The organism is Paenibacillus sp. YAE3 (assembly GCF_057546105.1).
On the sequence record NZ_BAAIYF010000002.1, the window covers coordinates 568,334 to 583,518 of the forward strand.

Sequence of the window (15,185 nt, forward strand, 5' to 3'; positions counted from 1 at the left end):
TCAGCGGGCCGAACCCGGGACGGTGCCGGCGACCGCCTCGTAACGAAAAACCTCCGCAAAAAAAGGCACGATCTCCTCGGCAACCTGTTCCACGCTAAACGTCTTGCCGGTACAACCTTCAAGCGATGTAACGCCGTATTCCTGGATGCCGCAAGGAATAATTCCGGAAAAGCCCTGCGTTTCGATGCCCGCTTTAATGTTGAAAGCGAAGCCGTGGCTGGTGACGAATGCCCGGCGGCTGCGGCATTTATTGAATTTGACCCCGATGGCACATACCTTCAAGTCCCCGACCCATACGCCCGTATATTCGGGCTTGCGGCCGGCGTCGATGCCATGGTGCTTTAAGTAATTGATGATGACTTGTTCCAGGTTGCGCAAGTAAGCGTGCAAATCCAGCCCTTCCCCCTCCAAAACAAGCAAGGGGTATCCGACCAGCTGGCCCGGCCCGTGGTATGTAATATCGCCGCCGCGGTCGATTTCGAACAAACCGATGCCCTTTTCCTCCAGTTCTTCCTTGCTGAGCAGCAAATGCTCCGGATGTCTTTGGGATCCGATGGTATAGGTTGGCGGATGCTGCAAAAGCAGCAGGGTATCCTGCTGCTCTCCAAGGTCAATGCTTTTTACGATCGATTTTTGCAAATCCCATGCTGCATCATAACCCATCATCGGCGTATAGGAAACATGAAGTTCTTTGCCCATACCGAAATCACGTCCTCTCCAGATGATGAATGACTGCCTTTTCATGCACTTTCTTAATACACTTTCGTATCCAGCGTATACGCTTCGATGTTTTCCTTCACCCGCTGCAGGAACCGTCCGCAGATGACGCCGTCGAGAATCCGGTGATCCAGCGACAAGCAAATGTTGGCCATCGAACGCACCGCGATCATGTCGTTAATGACGACCGGACGTTTCACGATCGATTCGAACGTCAAAATGGCGGCCTGCGGGTAGTTGATGATCGGATACGACAGGATGGACCCGAAGGAACCGGTGTTGTTCACCGTAAAGGTGCCTCCCTGCATATCCTCCAGCTTCAGCTTGCCTTGACGGGTTTTGGTCGCAAGCTCTTCGATTTCCCGGGCCAGGCCCGCAATATTTTTCTGATCCGCCCTTTGGATGACCGGCGTCATGACCGAATCCTCCGTGCCTACGGCCAGCGAAATGTTGATATCGCGTTTTACGATGATTTTGTTGACGGCCCAAACGGAGTTCATGATCGGGTAATCTTTGATCGCATTGACGACGGCTTTCAGGAAAAACGCCAGATACGTTAAATTATACCCCTCCCGCCGTTTAAATTCATCCTTCAGTTTGTTCCGGAGCAGCACGAGGTTGGTCACGTCCACTTCAACCATCGTCCATGCATGCGGAATTTCGGATACGCTTTGGCGCATGTTGGTCGCAATCGCGTTGCGGAGCGGCGTCACGTCAATCAGCGTTTCGCGTTCGCCTCTTTCCACCTCGATCGGCGGAATTTTCGGCGATTCAGACATATGCAGGCCGGAATTTCTTTCGGATACCGGCTGAACCGGAATGTATTGCTCCGGCGTGACGGCCGGATCGGCGTGCGGCAAATCCTTGAACGGCGACGGAGCTTCCGCCCGGGCAGGCGCTGCTTCGGGAGCTTGCGGCTGCCGCGGAGCAGCCCCTCCCTTTTCCACGTACGCAAGGACGTCCTTGCGCGTGATTCGGCCGCCCATTCCCGTTCCCTGGATTTGGTTCAGATCGACGCCATGCTGCGCGGCGAGCGTCTGCACGGCCGGCGAATAGCGGTTTCTCATGGACTGATCGCCTGCGGCAGCGGCGGAAGTAACGTTCGAAACCGCCGAAGCCGTTTGCGGCGTTGGTTCGGCGGAAGCCGGAGCCCCGCCGGCGACGGCCATGCGGCAGATGATTTCGCCGACGCTCACGTTTTGGCCTTCCTCCGCGATCAACTCCACCATCACGCCATCGATGGTCGATGGAATTTCCGCATTGACTTTATCGGTCATGACCTCGCAGATCGGCTCGTACTGTTCGACTTTTTCTCCCGGCTGCTTGAGCCATTTGGCAATCGTCGCCGAAACCAGCGATTCGGCCAGCTGCGGCATCACCACATCGGTTAACTTTTGATTTTCAGACATATTTTCACCCCTAAGCTTCCCCTAGTAGATTGCCAATTGTCGCATGGCTTCCTTCACTTTGTCTTTGCTCAGCATATAAAACTTCTCCATCGGCGGGCTGATCGGCATGGCCGGCACGTCCGGGCTGCAGCAGCGCATGATCGGCGCATCCAGGTCGAAAAGGCATTCCTCGGAAATGATGGCCGCCACCTCGGCGCCGACGCCGCCGGTTTTGTTATCCTCGTGGACGATCAGCACCTTGCCCGTCTTGCGGGCTGCTTCGATGATGATGTCGCGGTCCAGCGGCTGCAGCGTGCGCAGATCCAGGATATGGGCGGTAATGCCTTCTTCTTTTTCGAGTTCTTCGGCAGCCTGCATGCAAAAATGCAGCGGCATGCTATAACCGATGACGGTAATGTCTGCCCCTTCGCGGAGCACATTCGCTTTGCCGATCGGCACGGTATAGTCATCCAAAGGCACGTCGCCTTTGATCATTTTGTAGCATTTTTTGTTTTCGAAAAACAACACCGGATCGGGATCCTGGATCGCGGCTTTCAGCAGCCCTTTGGCGTCATAAGCCGTAAACGGAGCGACGATCTTAAGGCCCGGCGTCCCGAAGAAAATGGATTCCGGGCATTGGGAGTGGTACAACCCCCCGAAGATTCCGCCGCCGATGGGCGCCCGGACGACGACCGGACAGCTCCAGTCGTTGTTGGAGCGGTAGCGGATTTTGGCCGCTTCGTTAATGATTTGGTTGGTAGCCGGCAGCATGAAATCGGAGTACTGCATTTCCGCGATCGGCTTCATGCCGACCATCGCTGCCCCGATCGCTACGCCTGCAATGGCGGATTCGGCCAGCGGCGTATCAAGCACCCGGTCTTCGCCGAACTGCTCGATCAAACCTTTGGTGGTCGTAAACACGCCGCCTTTCACGCCCACATCCTCGCCGAGAACGAATACGGATTCGTCCTTCTCCATCTCTTCTTTCATCGCGAGACGAATCGCGTCGATATATTCCATTACTGCCATGCCTTTTCCCCCTCTTCACGATCGTCCGCATAGACATGCAGCAGCGTTTCTTCCGGCTTCGGATAAGGCGCGTTGTCCGCAAATTCGGTCGCGTCCTTGATCTCGAGCGAAATTTGCTCCTGCAAATCGGCGTCTTTGGATTCGTCCCAAATGCCGCAGCCGATCAAATAGGCTTTGAAACGGGCAATGCCGTCCTTTTTCCAATTCTCCTCGACTTCCTCTTTCGTCCGGTAAGCCAAATCGTTGTCGGAGGTGGAGTGCGGGGACAGGCGGTACATCATCGCTTCGATCAGCGTCGGCCCTTCGCCGCGGACCGCCCGCTCGCGGGCTTCCTTGACGGCCTTATAAACCGCAAGCGCGTCGTTGCCGTCGACCCGGAATCCCGGAAATCCGTACCCTAGCGCGCGGTCGCTCACTTTGCCGCCGATTTGCTTGTGCGCCGGAATCGAAATCGCATATTGGTTGTTTTCGCATATTACGATGACGGGAAGTTTGTGAACCCCCGCGAAGTTCAGGCCTTCGTGAAAATCGCCCTGGTTGCTGGAGCCTTCGCCGAAAGTAACGAACGAAACGATATCCTGCTTTCTCATTTTCGCGGAAAGCGCGATGCCGACCGCATGGGGAACCTGCGTCGTAACCGGGCTGGACCCGGTCACGATGCGCAGCCTTTTGCTGCCGAAATGCCCCGGCATCTGGCGTCCGCCGCTGTTCGGGTCTCCCGCTTTCGCAAAGGAGGACAGCATCAATTCGCGCGCCGTCATGCCTACGGCCATGACGAACCCGTAATCGCGGTAATACGGCAGGAAATAGTCCCGCTCGCGATCCAACGCAAAGGCGGCCGCTACTTGTGCCGTTTCCTGCCCGATCCCCGAAACGTGGAAATTGATTTTGCCTGCGCGCTGCAGCAGCAAATTGCGCTCATCGAATTTGCGTGCGAGCAGCATATATCTGTACATGTCAATCACTTGTCCGTTGCTGAGTCCAAGCTGCTCATGTTCATGCCCTGTTCCAACAGTACCTTGTTCGCTCATGGTAGGTACCTCCTTATTAATAAAGCCTTAGGCCAAATTCTTAACCTGATATTAAAACCTGGTACTAAGACTTGGGTTAACTTTATTATAATCCTTTCCGCACCAAAAAGAAAAGAAGGTTTTTAATTTTTTGCTCGGGCTGAAACGATGTCCAGCAACGGGGCGTTACATGCCGATGGATAATCCGTCCACGGCCAGCATGCCTTCGCCGATGATTTCGGAAAGCGTCGGATGCGGATGCACCAGCTGGCCGACCTCCCATGGCGTCGCATCCAGCAGCTGGGCCAAAGCGGCTTCGCTGATCAAATCCGTCACATGGGCTCCGATCATCTGTACGCCGAGAATATCGTTGCTATTAGCATCAGCCACAACCTTAATAAACCCGTCTTTGCTGCCGTGAACCAACGCCTTTCCGATCGCCTGGAACGGGAATTTGCCGACTTTGACCTCATGGCCTTTCTCGCGGGCTTCCTTCTCCGTAATGCCGATGCTGGCAACCTCCGGCCGCGTGTATACGCAGCGCGGAATCAAATGAGGCTGGACGGGGTGAACCGGTTCTCCCGCCAAATGATTGACCGCCGCAATGCCTTCATGGCTTGCGGCATGGGCCAGCTGCAGGCCTCCGATCACGTCCCCGATGGCGTAAATATGCGATTCCCCGGTTTGCAAAAATTTGTTCACTTCAATAAAACCGCGTTCCACGCGCACATCCGTGTTCTCCAGCCCGATATTCTCCACGTTGGCTTGACGGCCGACCGACACCAGTATGCACGAAGCGGTTAACGTCTCGTTTTGCTCTCCTTTGCGCATGCCGATGGTGACCTGTCCATCCTTGGCCTGGTATGTATCCGGTTGTACCGTGCTTCCCGTATGAACGGCAACCCCGCGTTTGGTCAGCAGCTTCTGCAGCTCCCGGGCGATGTCTTGATCCTCGGCCGGCAAAAGCTGGTCGGCCGCTTCGACGACGGTCACCCGGACTCCGAAATCGCTAAGCATGGAAGCCCATTCGACGCCGATGACGCCGCCGCCGACGATGATGATGGATTCCGGCAGCTCTTCCAGAAGAAGCGCGTCGTCGCTCGTCAGCACGTAGCGGCCATCCGGCTCAAGGCCCGGGAGCGTGCGCGGACGGGATCCGGTTGCGATAATCAAGTTCGCCGGAACCACCGTCTCCATTTCGCCGTCCGCCAGTTCAACGGCTACCGCGCCGCTTTTTGGCGAAAAAATCGACGGGCCGGTGACGCGCCCTTTGCCATGGATCACCTGAATTTTGTTTTTGCGCATCAAGTACTGCACCCCTTGGTGAAGCTGGTCGACGATCGCCGTTTTCCGGTTCTGCACCTTGGAGAACACCAGCGTCGCGCCCGCGGTCTCGATGCCGTAACTTTCGCTGTCGCGGATTTCGGCATATACCTCGGCGCTGCGCAGCAATGATTTGCTAGGGATGCAGCCCCGGTGCAGACAGGTCCCTCCGAGCTTGTCCGCCTCAATGATCACAACCTGTTTGCCGAGCTGCGCCGCCCGGATCGCCGCCACGTATCCGCCGGTTCCTCCGCCGAGCACCGCCACATCGCATGTTATTGTCATGTCCATCCCCCACATTTATCCATAAATTTTTATCCATGCTGATCGTTTGTCGTGAACGGTCTCCCTCACCCGGGAACACCGTGATGTTTTATCTTTTCTATTTTACTCTCTTTTTCCTCCTTTACAAACAAACCCCCGGCGAAATGGACAGAAGTTCTTGAAAACGGTATGATAGGATTAAGCAAAATCGAATGACAGAAAGGGATATTCCGTATGAAATTAGTCATTTCCCGCTTTATTGCCATTCTAATCCTCGTCATCCCCGGATTGATGGCGGTGACAGGTTTTTTATTTATGAAAGACGCCGTATTTGCGTTTTATTCGGTCCATGGGGATGCAAGCGTCGCCCATCCTTCCTTTGAATGGGGGCATTTTTTGCTTGGCCTTCTCTTGTTCCTTGCCGGCATGACGTTTCTTGGCGGATGGATTTTGTACCGGGACCGCAAGCGGAATTACGTCGGACCCAGGTTTAAGGAGAAACGCAAACCCAAGCCGCCCGCCCAGCCAACCTCATAATAAGACGATGACAAAACCCCGCCAAGCTGCGATTCAAGGCGGGGTTTGCTATATTTTACGGGCGGGATAAGCCGTTTCATTCGATCCGTTATCCGATTCGCTGGCGATGAGCTCCAGTGCCTCGTCTTCCCGCTCTTCCCTCTCTTTATTGCCAAGCACCGGATAGTCCGTCAACGTCGTGCTCGTCAAAATGACCTTCAGCTCATTGTTGCGGTTATAAATCAAGGATTCCACCACAAAAAAACCCGAAAGGAGCCCTCCGATCACAGCGATCTGCTGCGGGCTCAATTTCGGCCGCGCCGAGGTTCGCAGGAGCCGTTTTTTCGGCAATGCCTGGGCCTTGCGCGACGGTTTTTTCTTGGAACGGCTCATCTCATCACCCCGCCGACAGTTCTCGTTCTACCTTGTAACAGCATATAGCGGCAATGGGGATTGTGTGTATCGGTTCCGCCAAATTACCTCTCGGGAATTCTCGGCAGCCATGTTTCGAAGCGAAGCCGGGGTTACGCATAGTCATTCATATAAGGCGTCCCGCAGTTTGCTCGACATTCGCGATTCCTTGCTGGAGCTCTTTAATATCCTGTTCCGTAGCGCGTGATTTTGCCGGTGAAGCTCGTTCATCTCCTGCAGCATTTCTTCTATCAACTGTTTGGCTTCCGGAATCCGTTCAAGCTCCGGCGATAACGCAGATATTCTCTCCCGGAATTCCACCAATTTCTCTTTCATCGCGACCTTCCTCCGTGTGCATATGTACTCATCTCTTTAACCTTACCACTTTCAGCCGGGCCAACGCCAGCGTCCCAAATGTCTATAGCCACCCCCAACAGATTATGGTACTCTATAAAAGCCGCTATTTTTCGTGATTTTTCATCCAGCGATGAAAATACCTGGTTTTTAAGCGGGAAAGGAGCATAAAGGTGAATAAAGGACGGATTACCGTAATCACGGGCCCCATGTTTAGCGAAAAATCGGGTGAATTGATCCGCAGATGCCAAAAACTCGTGCAATATGGACGGAAAAAGCTGGTTGCCTATAAGCCGGCGGAAGATCAGCGTTACGCCAAGGATGAAATTGTCAGCCGGATCGGCTACCGTCTTCCGGCCATTTCCATTCCAAGGCATCTGACGGACGAGCTTCTTGCCCGGATTTATAAAGAAACGGCCGATGCGGATGTCGTCGCATTCGATGAAGTGCAATTTTTCAATAAACCGATATTGGGATTGGTCGAGGAACTCGCCTACCGCGGAAAACATGTCATCGTCGACGGCCTGAACATGGATTACAGGGGAAAAGAATTCGGTTATATCGGCGGCCTGCTCGCGATGGCGGATGACATCCAGCAGCTCACCGCATTTTGCGCCGTTTGCGGCAGCCCCGAGGCTGTTTTCACCCAACGCATCGTCAACGGCAAGCCAGCGCCGCTCGGCTCGATCATTCTGATCGGCGATTCCGACGATTACGAGCCGCGCTGCCGACATTGTTTCGTGCCTCCCCATAAAGTGCAGTGATTTGATGCCAGGGGACTCTTCAAGAAAATGGCATTGACAGCGGCAAACGAGAAGCGTAAACTCGTCTTTTGTAAATGGTTAAACAATCTTTAACCAAAAAGGGGAGGCCATAGAAATGAAAAAGATCTTTTCTCTGATCGCCGTCGCAGCTCTTTCCGCCACGGTGTTAGCCGCATGCGGCAATAACGATTCCGGCTCCGGCAGCGCAAGCGATTCTTCTTCTTCCGCTAGCGGAGACGTGAAAGAAATTACCGTCAACGCCAAAAGCTTTGAGTTTTCGCCAAACGAAATCAAAGTGAAAAAAGGCGAAAAAGTGAAACTCACGTTGAAAAACACCGACGGTGCGCATGGTTTGGAAATTCCAGACTATAACGTAAACCTGCAAAAAGACGGCTCCGTAGAATTTACGGCCGACAAAGCCGGGACGTTCGACTTCGATTGCTCCGTCATGTGCGGTGCGGGTCACAGCGATATGAAGGGCAAACTGATCGTTGAATAATCGATTTCATAGAAAAAACCACCTTCTCAGGTGGTTTTTTTCTGTGTTAATCGTCCCATACGTCATCCATCAATGTTCGGATTTCCTTGGTGCGTTGCGCGGTTAAAGCCCGATTCGGAATCCATTGCTCACCGTTCCATTCGACCACGTCGCCACTTTTCGCGGAGACGTCCACTTTCGTCCTGGGCACGGCTTCCACATGTCCATCCCGCTCGATCTTGCAAAATCCGCCTTCAAAACCTTCGATAATTCCGGTCATGCTTTTCATATGTCCCACTACCTTTCCGTGGAAATCTGAATCGAGCTGCCATCCGAATCGACTTCAACCGTTCCTTGTCGATCATTGCGGAACACCTCAACGCCCTGCTTCTGCAGGCGGCTCAAAATCGCGCTTTTCGGATGGCCGTAGGTGTTGCCTTTTCCTACCTGGATCACGGCATATTTCGGATTTACTTTTTTCAAAAAACTCAAGGTTGTCGAAGAATTCGAGCCATGGTGGCCGACAAGCAGCACGTCCGCCTGCAAATCCGCCCCCGAGGCGATCATGTCTTTTTCGCTTGCGCTTTCGGCATCGCCGGTCAATAGGAACGACGTCTGTCCGTACGTGACCTTGACGACGGCGCTCATGTTGTTTGAATCGTCATAACTGCGGGTCGGGGCCAGCATGTCCACGTGCACCTCATCGTCGAGGTCCCAAGACAGGCCCGCTTTTGCCGTTTTAACCTTCAGCCCTTTATTTTTGATCGATTTTAATACGGATTCGAATGTTTTGGTATTGGATTGAACTTTCGGCATGTAGATCGTTTCGACGGGGATCTGGTCGATCACTTTATCGAGCCCGCCGATATGGTCGGCATCCGGATGCGTTCCGATCACGACGTCCAATTTGGAAATATGGTACTGCTTCATGTAATCCAGCATCACTTGTTCTTTATCATTATTCCCCGCATCGATGAGCATCGTTTTTCCCGACGGCGTCACCAGCAGCTGCGAAGCTCCTTGCCCCACGTCCAGAAAATACACTTTGAGCTTTTGTCCTGCCGTCGAAACCGGCGTCCCGGTGTCCGGCAAACCGACGGAGCATCCCGAAAACACGAACAAAAACATGCCCGCCAGCATGGCCATAAATACGTATGTAATTCTTGATGATTTCATATACTTCCTTTCCTGCGTTTAGGAGCTGTATTCCGGATACAGTTCGAAGGTGGCGCTCCCGGCCTGCAGCTGGCCATTTTTGAACGTATATGTCACTGTCAGGTCTCCCACGAATTCCGCAGGCGAAATTTGCACCGCAGTCGTAGCGGTTAACACGCCGCCTGAAACGGTATACTGCATGATGCTTCCGATTTGCGGCCGCCCGTTCAACCCGGTACGATCCGTTAAAATGAGCGCATATGGAACTTGATACGATTGCCCCTGAACGTTCAGCGTAAGCCCTTGGCCGTTAAAACTCCCGTCAAACTGCTTCAAAAACGCCGTATTGGCATCTTCTACCGGTATCCTGTCGCCTTCTGAATTATACACAACAACGTCGGAACGGTAAACTCCGGTGCCGTATCCGGTTGTCAAAATAACGACGGACTCCTTGTTGCCGTCCCCGTTCACGTCTTCGCAAATGATTTGCGGAGCATAGGTCGGATTCGTCACGTTATAACCGGGCAGGCTGCGGCTGAAAGTAGGTGTTTCAAGTTTTAGATGGTCGTAGGTTCCCTCGTTTGTTTGGATTCCTGTCATATGTATGGTGTGATCGTCGGATTCGGCGATAGTCTCCTCGGGCGTTTCAATTTCCGATTGGAGGGCATGGTCTTGATTATTCATCGTGTCATGGCCGGCATCGTCCCGTAAAAGCAGCGAGACTTCTCCGTTTGCTTGTCGGACGGCGTGTGACGCCACCGGATCTGCAACGGGCAACCCTTGTTTTATAACATGATCCTTGGCTAAGGTAATTATCGAAGTCGCAGAACATATGGCGATAACTGCGGCTGCCGCAATGATCCATTTTTTGCTCGTCAACGTGAAGCTCCTCTCTTTGGTCGCACAGCTTCATTGCAAGCCAGCATCTCTATCTTCATATTATGTTGTTTTCAAGAGCTTATCCAGCCAAAAATTTGTAACCTTTGGACCATATCCAGGGGACGCGTTTATGAATATAGACTTATTTCCTTATTATTCCTCTTTGGCGGCCAAGGAATTGCGGATATCTTCGAAAGCAACCGGCTTGTAATCAAAGTGCTCCACGCAGGCATTGAAGTAATGCAATCCTTCGTATTTCTGGCTGTGAATATGTCCATGAATGTTGACGTAAGGCATATGTTTATTCATGTAGAGAGGTTCGTGGGACAAAATGTAGAAAGATTCGTAGACGATAGGATATTCGCTCACCTCGTCAAAACCGGCATCCAGCCACCAAGTTTTGCTCCGCCCCCGGTCATGGTTGCCCAGGATGAGGAATTTTTGTCCGTTCAGCCGTTCCACGATCGCTTTCGTTTTTTCTTTATTGTAAAAAGAGAAATCGCCGAGGTGAAACACCCTGTCGTTCTTGGCAACGACCGCATTCCATTGGCGGATCATATAGTCATCCATTTCTTCTGCGGATGCAAACGGTCTCGACTCAAAATCGATGATTTTTTGATGGCCAAAATGATGGTCCGAAATGACAAATACGCGGTTCATGCTTGATCCCCCTCCTGGTTCATTTCTCCTCATAACATATTTTTACCATAAATATGTACAAACTGCCAATTAAACTAATGAAGCCGCCATGCATTGGCGGCATCTTTTACGGATCGTGCGGCAGCAGCGATTCATACATCTTAGACGCCATTTCAAGTTAAGAACACTCTGCCTAATAAGGTGGTTTTCAGGCCGGGCGTTTCTTTGTTTTGTCGCCGATGAGCTTCTCATTTTCAGTATTTCTCTGCAATCGCCCCTAAAACCGCGGCACGTACGTATTTTTTTTCTTGTAAAGCCCGCAAGGCTTCCGGACTCCCCGTCACGACAACGCCGATAGAATGCACATCGTCTTTTGCCGGCTCTTTTTTGCCGCCTCTTAATTGATTGAAAATTTGCGTGTATTCCCAATCATAGTTTCCGTTCAGCTTCAATCCTTCTTTAACGTATTCGATAAATTTGCCCTCATCATTTTCCCATGTGTCCTCCCGATCGGCGTAGGCCGCATAGCCATATACGTTAGGACTGATGAGAGGCAGGGCCGGCGGGCCGTTCATAAATTTGATGTATTCGGGTGTATATGTATCTACCCAGAACCAACGGGCATGTACGCCGGAAGGGAGCATATCGCGGATTTCTTTTGACGTGTAGGCATGATCGAGCGAGATAGCCATCTCTACTTTTTTCCCGGCATCGATCTGATCCAGCTTGTTCAACTCGTTCAGCAAATCGGGATAATGTACTTCCGGGTGAAAAAACATCAGTTCCCTCTGTCCGTTCATGACGTTATAAGGTCTTGCCATATTCAGTTTCTCCATGTCTGGATCATTAACGTTTAATGGAGAATATCCGCCGACAAATTGCCCATATTTTCCAAAAACATTGTAATGAACTTTCACCTCGGCCCATGGCAGCGGCACGCCTTCGATGACTTTATATGTCCGATAGATTGCCGTTCCTCCTAACACGCTATCCAGTGATTGGCTTTCGCCAAGAAGAACATTAGGAGACGAAATTAATTGATAGTGATAAATGTCCGTAAGGGCTTGCTTCGCGCTGCGTGATAAGAGCATTTTGTCCGCAATGAGCAGCCCGACAATTACAACCATCGCACTCAAGACGGAAATCATAATATTTCGCAACATCGATTTCCTTTTCGTCTTTTTCAAAAGATTTCGAAAATGCTGCTCACTGTCCTTCTCCACAGCCTCAGAATAATCATTGCTCATCTTGTCGTTCTCCTTCATACATTTTTTTGAACATGTTTCGGGCCCGGTACAAGTCGGTTTTGACCCGCTCGGTTTTTACGTTCAACAATCTGCCGATTTCGTCGTAGCTCAAACCCAAATCGTACTTCAGGATAAGCATCTGTTTGTACTTTTGCGGAATCCGGTTCAGCAATTCCTTTACCCCCAGGCTTTTTTCCTTTCGCAAATAATGATCTTCCGGTGATGACTCATCCATGAATGATAAAAGCTCGAACGATACCGTTTTTCCTCGCCGGGTTTCCTTCCTGTATAGGTCATAATATTTATGCGTGGCAACTTTAAAAAGCCAGGAAATAAACTTTTCCGGTTTGATGGAATCGATATGCGTTATGCCTTTGAGCAACATGTCCTGCACGATTTCCTCCGCATCCGAAGGGTTTGCACCGATGCGCACCAAGTAGTGTTTAATGACTTTGCCTCTATGAAGCAGTTGTCTTATCAACTCGTCATCGATTATGATCCGCTCCTTTCCATTCTAATAACGATATGAAGCGGGGTTATGTATACAGGATCGTGAAATTAATAAAAAGACGTTACATGTTGCCACAAAAACACAAAAAGACGCCTTCCTGAAGTCAGGCGTCTCTTTAAATCTAATATATATGATTTCCGTGAAAAATTGGTATCCTCTTCTTTAGAGATCCTTTCAGCTCACCTTATGCTCAATTCTCAGCTTATCTGCAACCATCGCGATGAATTCGCTGTTGGTCGGCTTCGATTTGCTGATGTTGATGGTGTAGCCGAACAAGTGGCTGATGGAATCGATGTTGCCGCGCGTCCAGGCTACTTCGATGGCATGGCGAATGGCGCGTTCCACGCGGGAAGGCGTCGTTTTGAATTTTTCGGCGATGGCCGGATAAAGCGTTTTGGTGATAGCGCCCAAAATTTCGATGTTGTTGTACACCATCGTAATCGCTTCGCGCAAATATTGATATCCTTTAATATGCGCAGGCACGCCGATTTCATGTATGATGGACGTAATGTTCGCATCCAAGTTTTTGCCTTTGGCCATCGGAACGACATTGGATTTGATCGTCGAAGCCATGCTTACGTTTCCGGCCGTCACGTTTTGTCCGCCGACCAGTTGACGAATCCGGCTTGCGAGAACCTCCATGTCAAACGGTTTAAGAATGTAATACGATGCCCCAAGCTGAACCGCTCGCTGCGTGATGTTCTCTTGGCCGAAAGCAGTCAGCATAATGATCTTCGGCTGTGGAGACAAATTCATTTCCCGCAATCGTTCAAGAACACCCAAGCCATCAAGATGAGGCATGATAATATCCAAAATGAGTACGTCCGGAATTTTTCGCGAATCACCGATCATATTCAGGACTTCCTCGCCGTTATAGGCGATTCCAGTTACCATCATATCTTCTTGCTCCGTAATGTATTCAGCAAGCAAATTCGTAAATTCACGGTTGTCATCTGCCAACAAAACCTCGATTTTTTGCACTGGCTGCTTCCTCCTTAGAATCAAAATCCAATTTTTTTTCGTCTGAAATACTTTTCGACATCCCCATTTAAATTCCTTCTGTCGAAAATTATTTTTGTTTATTTTTTTTTGAAGTTGATTTATAATAAATATTTTTATTCAAAATTCACGCATTTTCTGCCAAAAACGACAAAAAATCTTAAGGCTAACTCGCCTTAAGATTCATTGTATCCCTTTGAGGTATGACGCCGGAATCCTGCAGCATCCATTCGATGAAGCATCCGTACCCCGACTTTGGATCGTTAACGAAGACGTGGGTGACGGCTCCGACCAGCTTCCCGTTCTGAACGATCGGGCTGCCGCTCATGCCTTGCACGATCCCGCCCGTCTTTTCGATCAGCTTGGGATCGGTAATGCGAATGACCAACCCTTTGGTAGCGGGCGCATCCTGTTTCGCGACATGAACGATATCCACCTTGAACTTTTCGACCTGCTGCCCGTCCACAACCGTTAAAATTTCGGCGGGCCCTTCTTTGACGTCTTGCGCGAACCCTACGGGAATTCCTTCTTTATAAAGGCTGTAATCAGGATTCTGATTCATCTTTCCGAAAATGCCGAAATGGGTATTGCGTTCAATGTTGCCCAGTACTTTACCGCCCTTTAAAAAATGAGCTCTTTTTTCTCCAGGTTCCCCGTCCTGCGATTTGGAGATCGAGGTGACGCTCGATTGTAAAATTTCACCGCTGCCCACCGTGATTGGGGTCTGCGTATTCATGTCCGTGATGACATGGCCTAAAGCGCCGTAAACTCCCTGTTCCGGAGCATAGAAGGTTAAAGTGCCGACACCTGCGGCGGAATCGCGAATATAAAGACCAAGTCTCCATTTTTGCTCGCTCTGGTCAAACGCAGGGGTTAATTTCGTTTTCATGATCTTTTCGCCCCGTTTGAAAGTGATTTCCAGAGGTTTTTTGCTCATCCCGGCTTCTTCGACGATTCGGGCGACTTTTGACATGTCTTTCAGCGGTTCGCCGTTAAAATGCGTCATTAAATCGCCTAACTGAATTCCGGCGTTTTCGCCGGGGGATACTCTTGTTGTCGGATCCACGTGCACCAGATGATGCCCCACCACCAGAATGCCTGCCGATTTGACTTTAACGCCGATCGTTTGACCGCCGGGGATCACTTTCAGACCGGGTATGACATGGACATTCACGGTTTTGAACGGAATTTTGCCGAACAACTTCAACGTTAATTTGGCGCTTCCGCTCTGTTGGGGCATCAGCTGAAGCGGATGCTGCGGAGAAACCTTCAGCGATGAAGCGGCGGAACCGTTCAGCTGAAGCACATCGGGACGGTCCACCGTAGCTTGTGCTTCCACCGGCATCGCCAGCTGAAAGGAGCTTTGATCGCCGGCAAACATCCTGATTTCGTTCGGAATCGACGCAAAACTTTTGACAGGTGCTGTCGTGCTGAAAAAAACCAGAAAGAAGACAATGAAAAGACCGAGCATTTTATTCCTGAGGCTGGAGTTCAATGGCTG

General features: G+C 51.1%; 18 protein-coding genes. 3 read left to right on the forward strand and 15 right to left on the reverse strand.

Translation table 11 applies throughout. The features are described 5' to 3' along the window. The 5 genes from lipB to lpdA form a co-directional block, all read right to left on the reverse strand. Window positions 1-699 (reverse strand): lipoyl(octanoyl) transferase LipB, encoded by a 699-nt coding sequence (gene lipB, locus AC27KL_RS05540; protein WP_339324264.1) that lies wholly within the window; start codon window positions 697-699, stop codon window positions 1-3. 53 nt (window positions 700-752) lie between these two features. Next, entirely contained in the window at window positions 753-2,126 is a 1,374-nt protein-coding gene (locus AC27KL_RS05545) for a dihydrolipoamide acetyltransferase family protein (RefSeq protein ID WP_212946892.1), read from the reverse strand. Between the two features lie 21 nt (window positions 2,127-2,147). Beyond that, window positions 2,148-3,134 (reverse strand): alpha-ketoacid dehydrogenase subunit beta, encoded by a 987-nt coding sequence (locus AC27KL_RS05550; protein ID WP_487169095.1) that lies wholly within the window; start codon window positions 3,132-3,134, stop codon window positions 2,148-2,150. Continuing rightward, window positions 3,125-4,165 carry a thiamine pyrophosphate-dependent dehydrogenase E1 component subunit alpha gene (locus tag AC27KL_RS05555; protein ID WP_487169096.1) on the reverse strand — a complete coding sequence of 347 codons (1,041 nt, stop codon included), beginning with the start codon at window positions 4,163-4,165 and terminating at the stop codon, window positions 3,125-3,127. The genes AC27KL_RS05550 and AC27KL_RS05555 overlap by 10 nt, the downstream gene beginning before the upstream one ends. A 165-nt stretch (window positions 4,166-4,330) precedes the next feature. Further along, complete coding sequence (lpdA, locus tag AC27KL_RS05560; protein WP_212946896.1) at window positions 4,331-5,752, reverse strand: dihydrolipoyl dehydrogenase; 1,422 nt, start codon at window positions 5,750-5,752, stop codon at window positions 4,331-4,333. Window positions 5,753-5,965: 213 nt separating this feature from the next. Here lpdA and AC27KL_RS05565 point away from each other — a divergent pair, with 213 nt between their 5' ends. Then, window positions 5,966-6,268, forward strand: coding sequence for a DUF2627 domain-containing protein (locus AC27KL_RS05565; RefSeq protein ID WP_036714517.1), 303 nt, complete (start codon window positions 5,966-5,968; stop codon window positions 6,266-6,268). A gap of 48 nt (window positions 6,269-6,316) precedes the next feature. On the opposite strand, the gene AC27KL_RS05570 is transcribed toward AC27KL_RS05565, so the two are convergent. Together AC27KL_RS05570 and AC27KL_RS05575 are read right to left on the reverse strand one after the other, a co-directional pair. Next, window positions 6,317-6,640 (reverse strand): hypothetical protein, encoded by a 324-nt coding sequence (locus AC27KL_RS05570; protein WP_340999603.1) that lies wholly within the window; start codon window positions 6,638-6,640, stop codon window positions 6,317-6,319. A gap of 141 nt (window positions 6,641-6,781) precedes the next feature. Continuing rightward, on the reverse strand, window positions 6,782-6,994 hold the full coding sequence (locus tag AC27KL_RS05575; RefSeq protein ID WP_340999604.1) for a hypothetical protein: 213 nt from the start codon (window positions 6,992-6,994) through the stop codon (window positions 6,782-6,784). 191 nt (window positions 6,995-7,185) lie between these two features. Between AC27KL_RS05575 and AC27KL_RS05580 the strand changes: the two genes are divergently transcribed. Together AC27KL_RS05580 and AC27KL_RS05585 are read left to right on the forward strand one after the other, a co-directional pair. After that, the gene (locus AC27KL_RS05580; protein WP_212946898.1) at window positions 7,186-7,776 is read left to right on the forward strand and encodes a thymidine kinase; all 591 of its coding nucleotides are present in this window, start codon (window positions 7,186-7,188) and stop codon (window positions 7,774-7,776) included. A gap of 115 nt (window positions 7,777-7,891) precedes the next feature. Next, complete coding sequence (locus AC27KL_RS05585; protein WP_339324257.1) at window positions 7,892-8,275, forward strand: cupredoxin domain-containing protein; 384 nt, start codon at window positions 7,892-7,894, stop codon at window positions 8,273-8,275. Window positions 8,276-8,321: 46 nt separating this feature from the next. Here the strand turns inward: AC27KL_RS05585 and AC27KL_RS05590 are convergent, their stop codons facing one another. The 8 genes from AC27KL_RS05590 to spoIVB all read right to left on the reverse strand — a co-directional run bounded on the left by AC27KL_RS05590 (window position 8,322) and on the right by spoIVB (window position 15,179). Further along, window positions 8,322-8,543: a DUF3006 domain-containing protein gene (locus tag AC27KL_RS05590; protein WP_339324256.1), complete on the reverse strand. Its 222-nt coding sequence runs from the start codon at window positions 8,541-8,543 to the stop codon at window positions 8,322-8,324. An 8-nt stretch (window positions 8,544-8,551) separates the two neighbouring features. Continuing rightward, window positions 8,552-9,430, reverse strand: coding sequence for a ComEC/Rec2 family competence protein (locus tag AC27KL_RS05595; protein ID WP_212946903.1), 879 nt, complete (start codon window positions 9,428-9,430; stop codon window positions 8,552-8,554). A gap of 18 nt (window positions 9,431-9,448) precedes the next feature. Beyond that, the gene (locus AC27KL_RS05600) at window positions 9,449-10,288 is read right to left on the reverse strand and encodes a hypothetical protein (protein ID WP_487169097.1); all 840 of its coding nucleotides are present in this window, start codon (window positions 10,286-10,288) and stop codon (window positions 9,449-9,451) included. A gap of 153 nt (window positions 10,289-10,441) precedes the next feature. Next, window positions 10,442-10,948 (reverse strand): metallophosphoesterase, encoded by a 507-nt coding sequence (locus tag AC27KL_RS05605; protein WP_339324254.1) that lies wholly within the window; start codon window positions 10,946-10,948, stop codon window positions 10,442-10,444. Between the two features lie 233 nt (window positions 10,949-11,181). Further along, window positions 11,182-12,174: an anti sigma factor C-terminal domain-containing protein gene (locus AC27KL_RS05610; RefSeq protein WP_487169098.1), complete on the reverse strand. Its 993-nt coding sequence runs from the start codon at window positions 12,172-12,174 to the stop codon at window positions 11,182-11,184. After that, entirely contained in the window at window positions 12,164-12,655 is a 492-nt protein-coding gene (locus AC27KL_RS05615) for an RNA polymerase sigma factor (RefSeq protein ID WP_487169099.1), read from the reverse strand. The genes AC27KL_RS05610 and AC27KL_RS05615 overlap by 11 nt, the downstream gene beginning before the upstream one ends. 204 nt (window positions 12,656-12,859) lie before the next feature. Next, window positions 12,860-13,666, reverse strand: a complete 807-nt coding sequence (gene spo0A / locus AC27KL_RS05620) for a sporulation transcription factor Spo0A (RefSeq protein WP_212946912.1) — start codon at window positions 13,664-13,666, stop codon at window positions 12,860-12,862. Window positions 13,667-13,850: 184 nt separating this feature from the next. Beyond that, complete coding sequence (gene spoIVB / locus AC27KL_RS05625; RefSeq protein ID WP_212946913.1) at window positions 13,851-15,179, reverse strand: SpoIVB peptidase; 1,329 nt, start codon at window positions 15,177-15,179, stop codon at window positions 13,851-13,853. Between the last annotated feature and the right edge of the window lie 6 nt (window positions 15,180-15,185).

Coding starts and splice junctions, on each gene's coding strand:
- lipB (WP_339324264.1), bottom strand. CDS start 699: ATGGGCAAAGAACTTCATGTTTCCTATACGCCGATGATGGGTTATGAT.
- AC27KL_RS05545 (WP_212946892.1), bottom strand. CDS start 2,126: ATGTCTGAAAATCAAAAGTTAACCGATGTGGTGATGCCGCAGCTGGCC.
- AC27KL_RS05550 (WP_487169095.1), bottom strand. CDS start 3,134: ATGGCAGTAATGGAATATATCGACGCGATTCGTCTCGCGATGAAAGAA.
- AC27KL_RS05555 (WP_487169096.1), bottom strand. CDS start 4,165: ATGAGCGAACAAGGTACTGTTGGAACAGGGCATGAACATGAGCAGCTT.
- lpdA (WP_212946896.1), bottom strand. CDS start 5,752: ATGACAATAACATGCGATGTGGCGGTGCTCGGCGGAGGAACCGGCGGA.
- AC27KL_RS05565 (WP_036714517.1), top strand. CDS start 5,966: ATGAAATTAGTCATTTCCCGCTTTATTGCCATTCTAATCCTCGTCATC.
- AC27KL_RS05570 (WP_340999603.1), bottom strand. CDS start 6,640: ATGAGCCGTTCCAAGAAAAAACCGTCGCGCAAGGCCCAGGCATTGCCG.
- AC27KL_RS05575 (WP_340999604.1), bottom strand. CDS start 6,994: ATGAAAGAGAAATTGGTGGAATTCCGGGAGAGAATATCTGCGTTATCG.
- AC27KL_RS05585 (WP_339324257.1), top strand. CDS start 7,892: ATGAAAAAGATCTTTTCTCTGATCGCCGTCGCAGCTCTTTCCGCCACG.
- AC27KL_RS05590 (WP_339324256.1), bottom strand. CDS start 8,543: ATGAAAAGCATGACCGGAATTATCGAAGGTTTTGAAGGCGGATTTTGC.
- AC27KL_RS05595 (WP_212946903.1), bottom strand. CDS start 9,430: ATGAAATCATCAAGAATTACATACGTATTTATGGCCATGCTGGCGGGC.
- AC27KL_RS05605 (WP_339324254.1), bottom strand. CDS start 10,948: ATGAACCGCGTATTTGTCATTTCGGACCATCATTTTGGCCATCAAAAA.
- AC27KL_RS05610 (WP_487169098.1), bottom strand. CDS start 12,174: ATGAGCAATGATTATTCTGAGGCTGTGGAGAAGGACAGTGAGCAGCAT.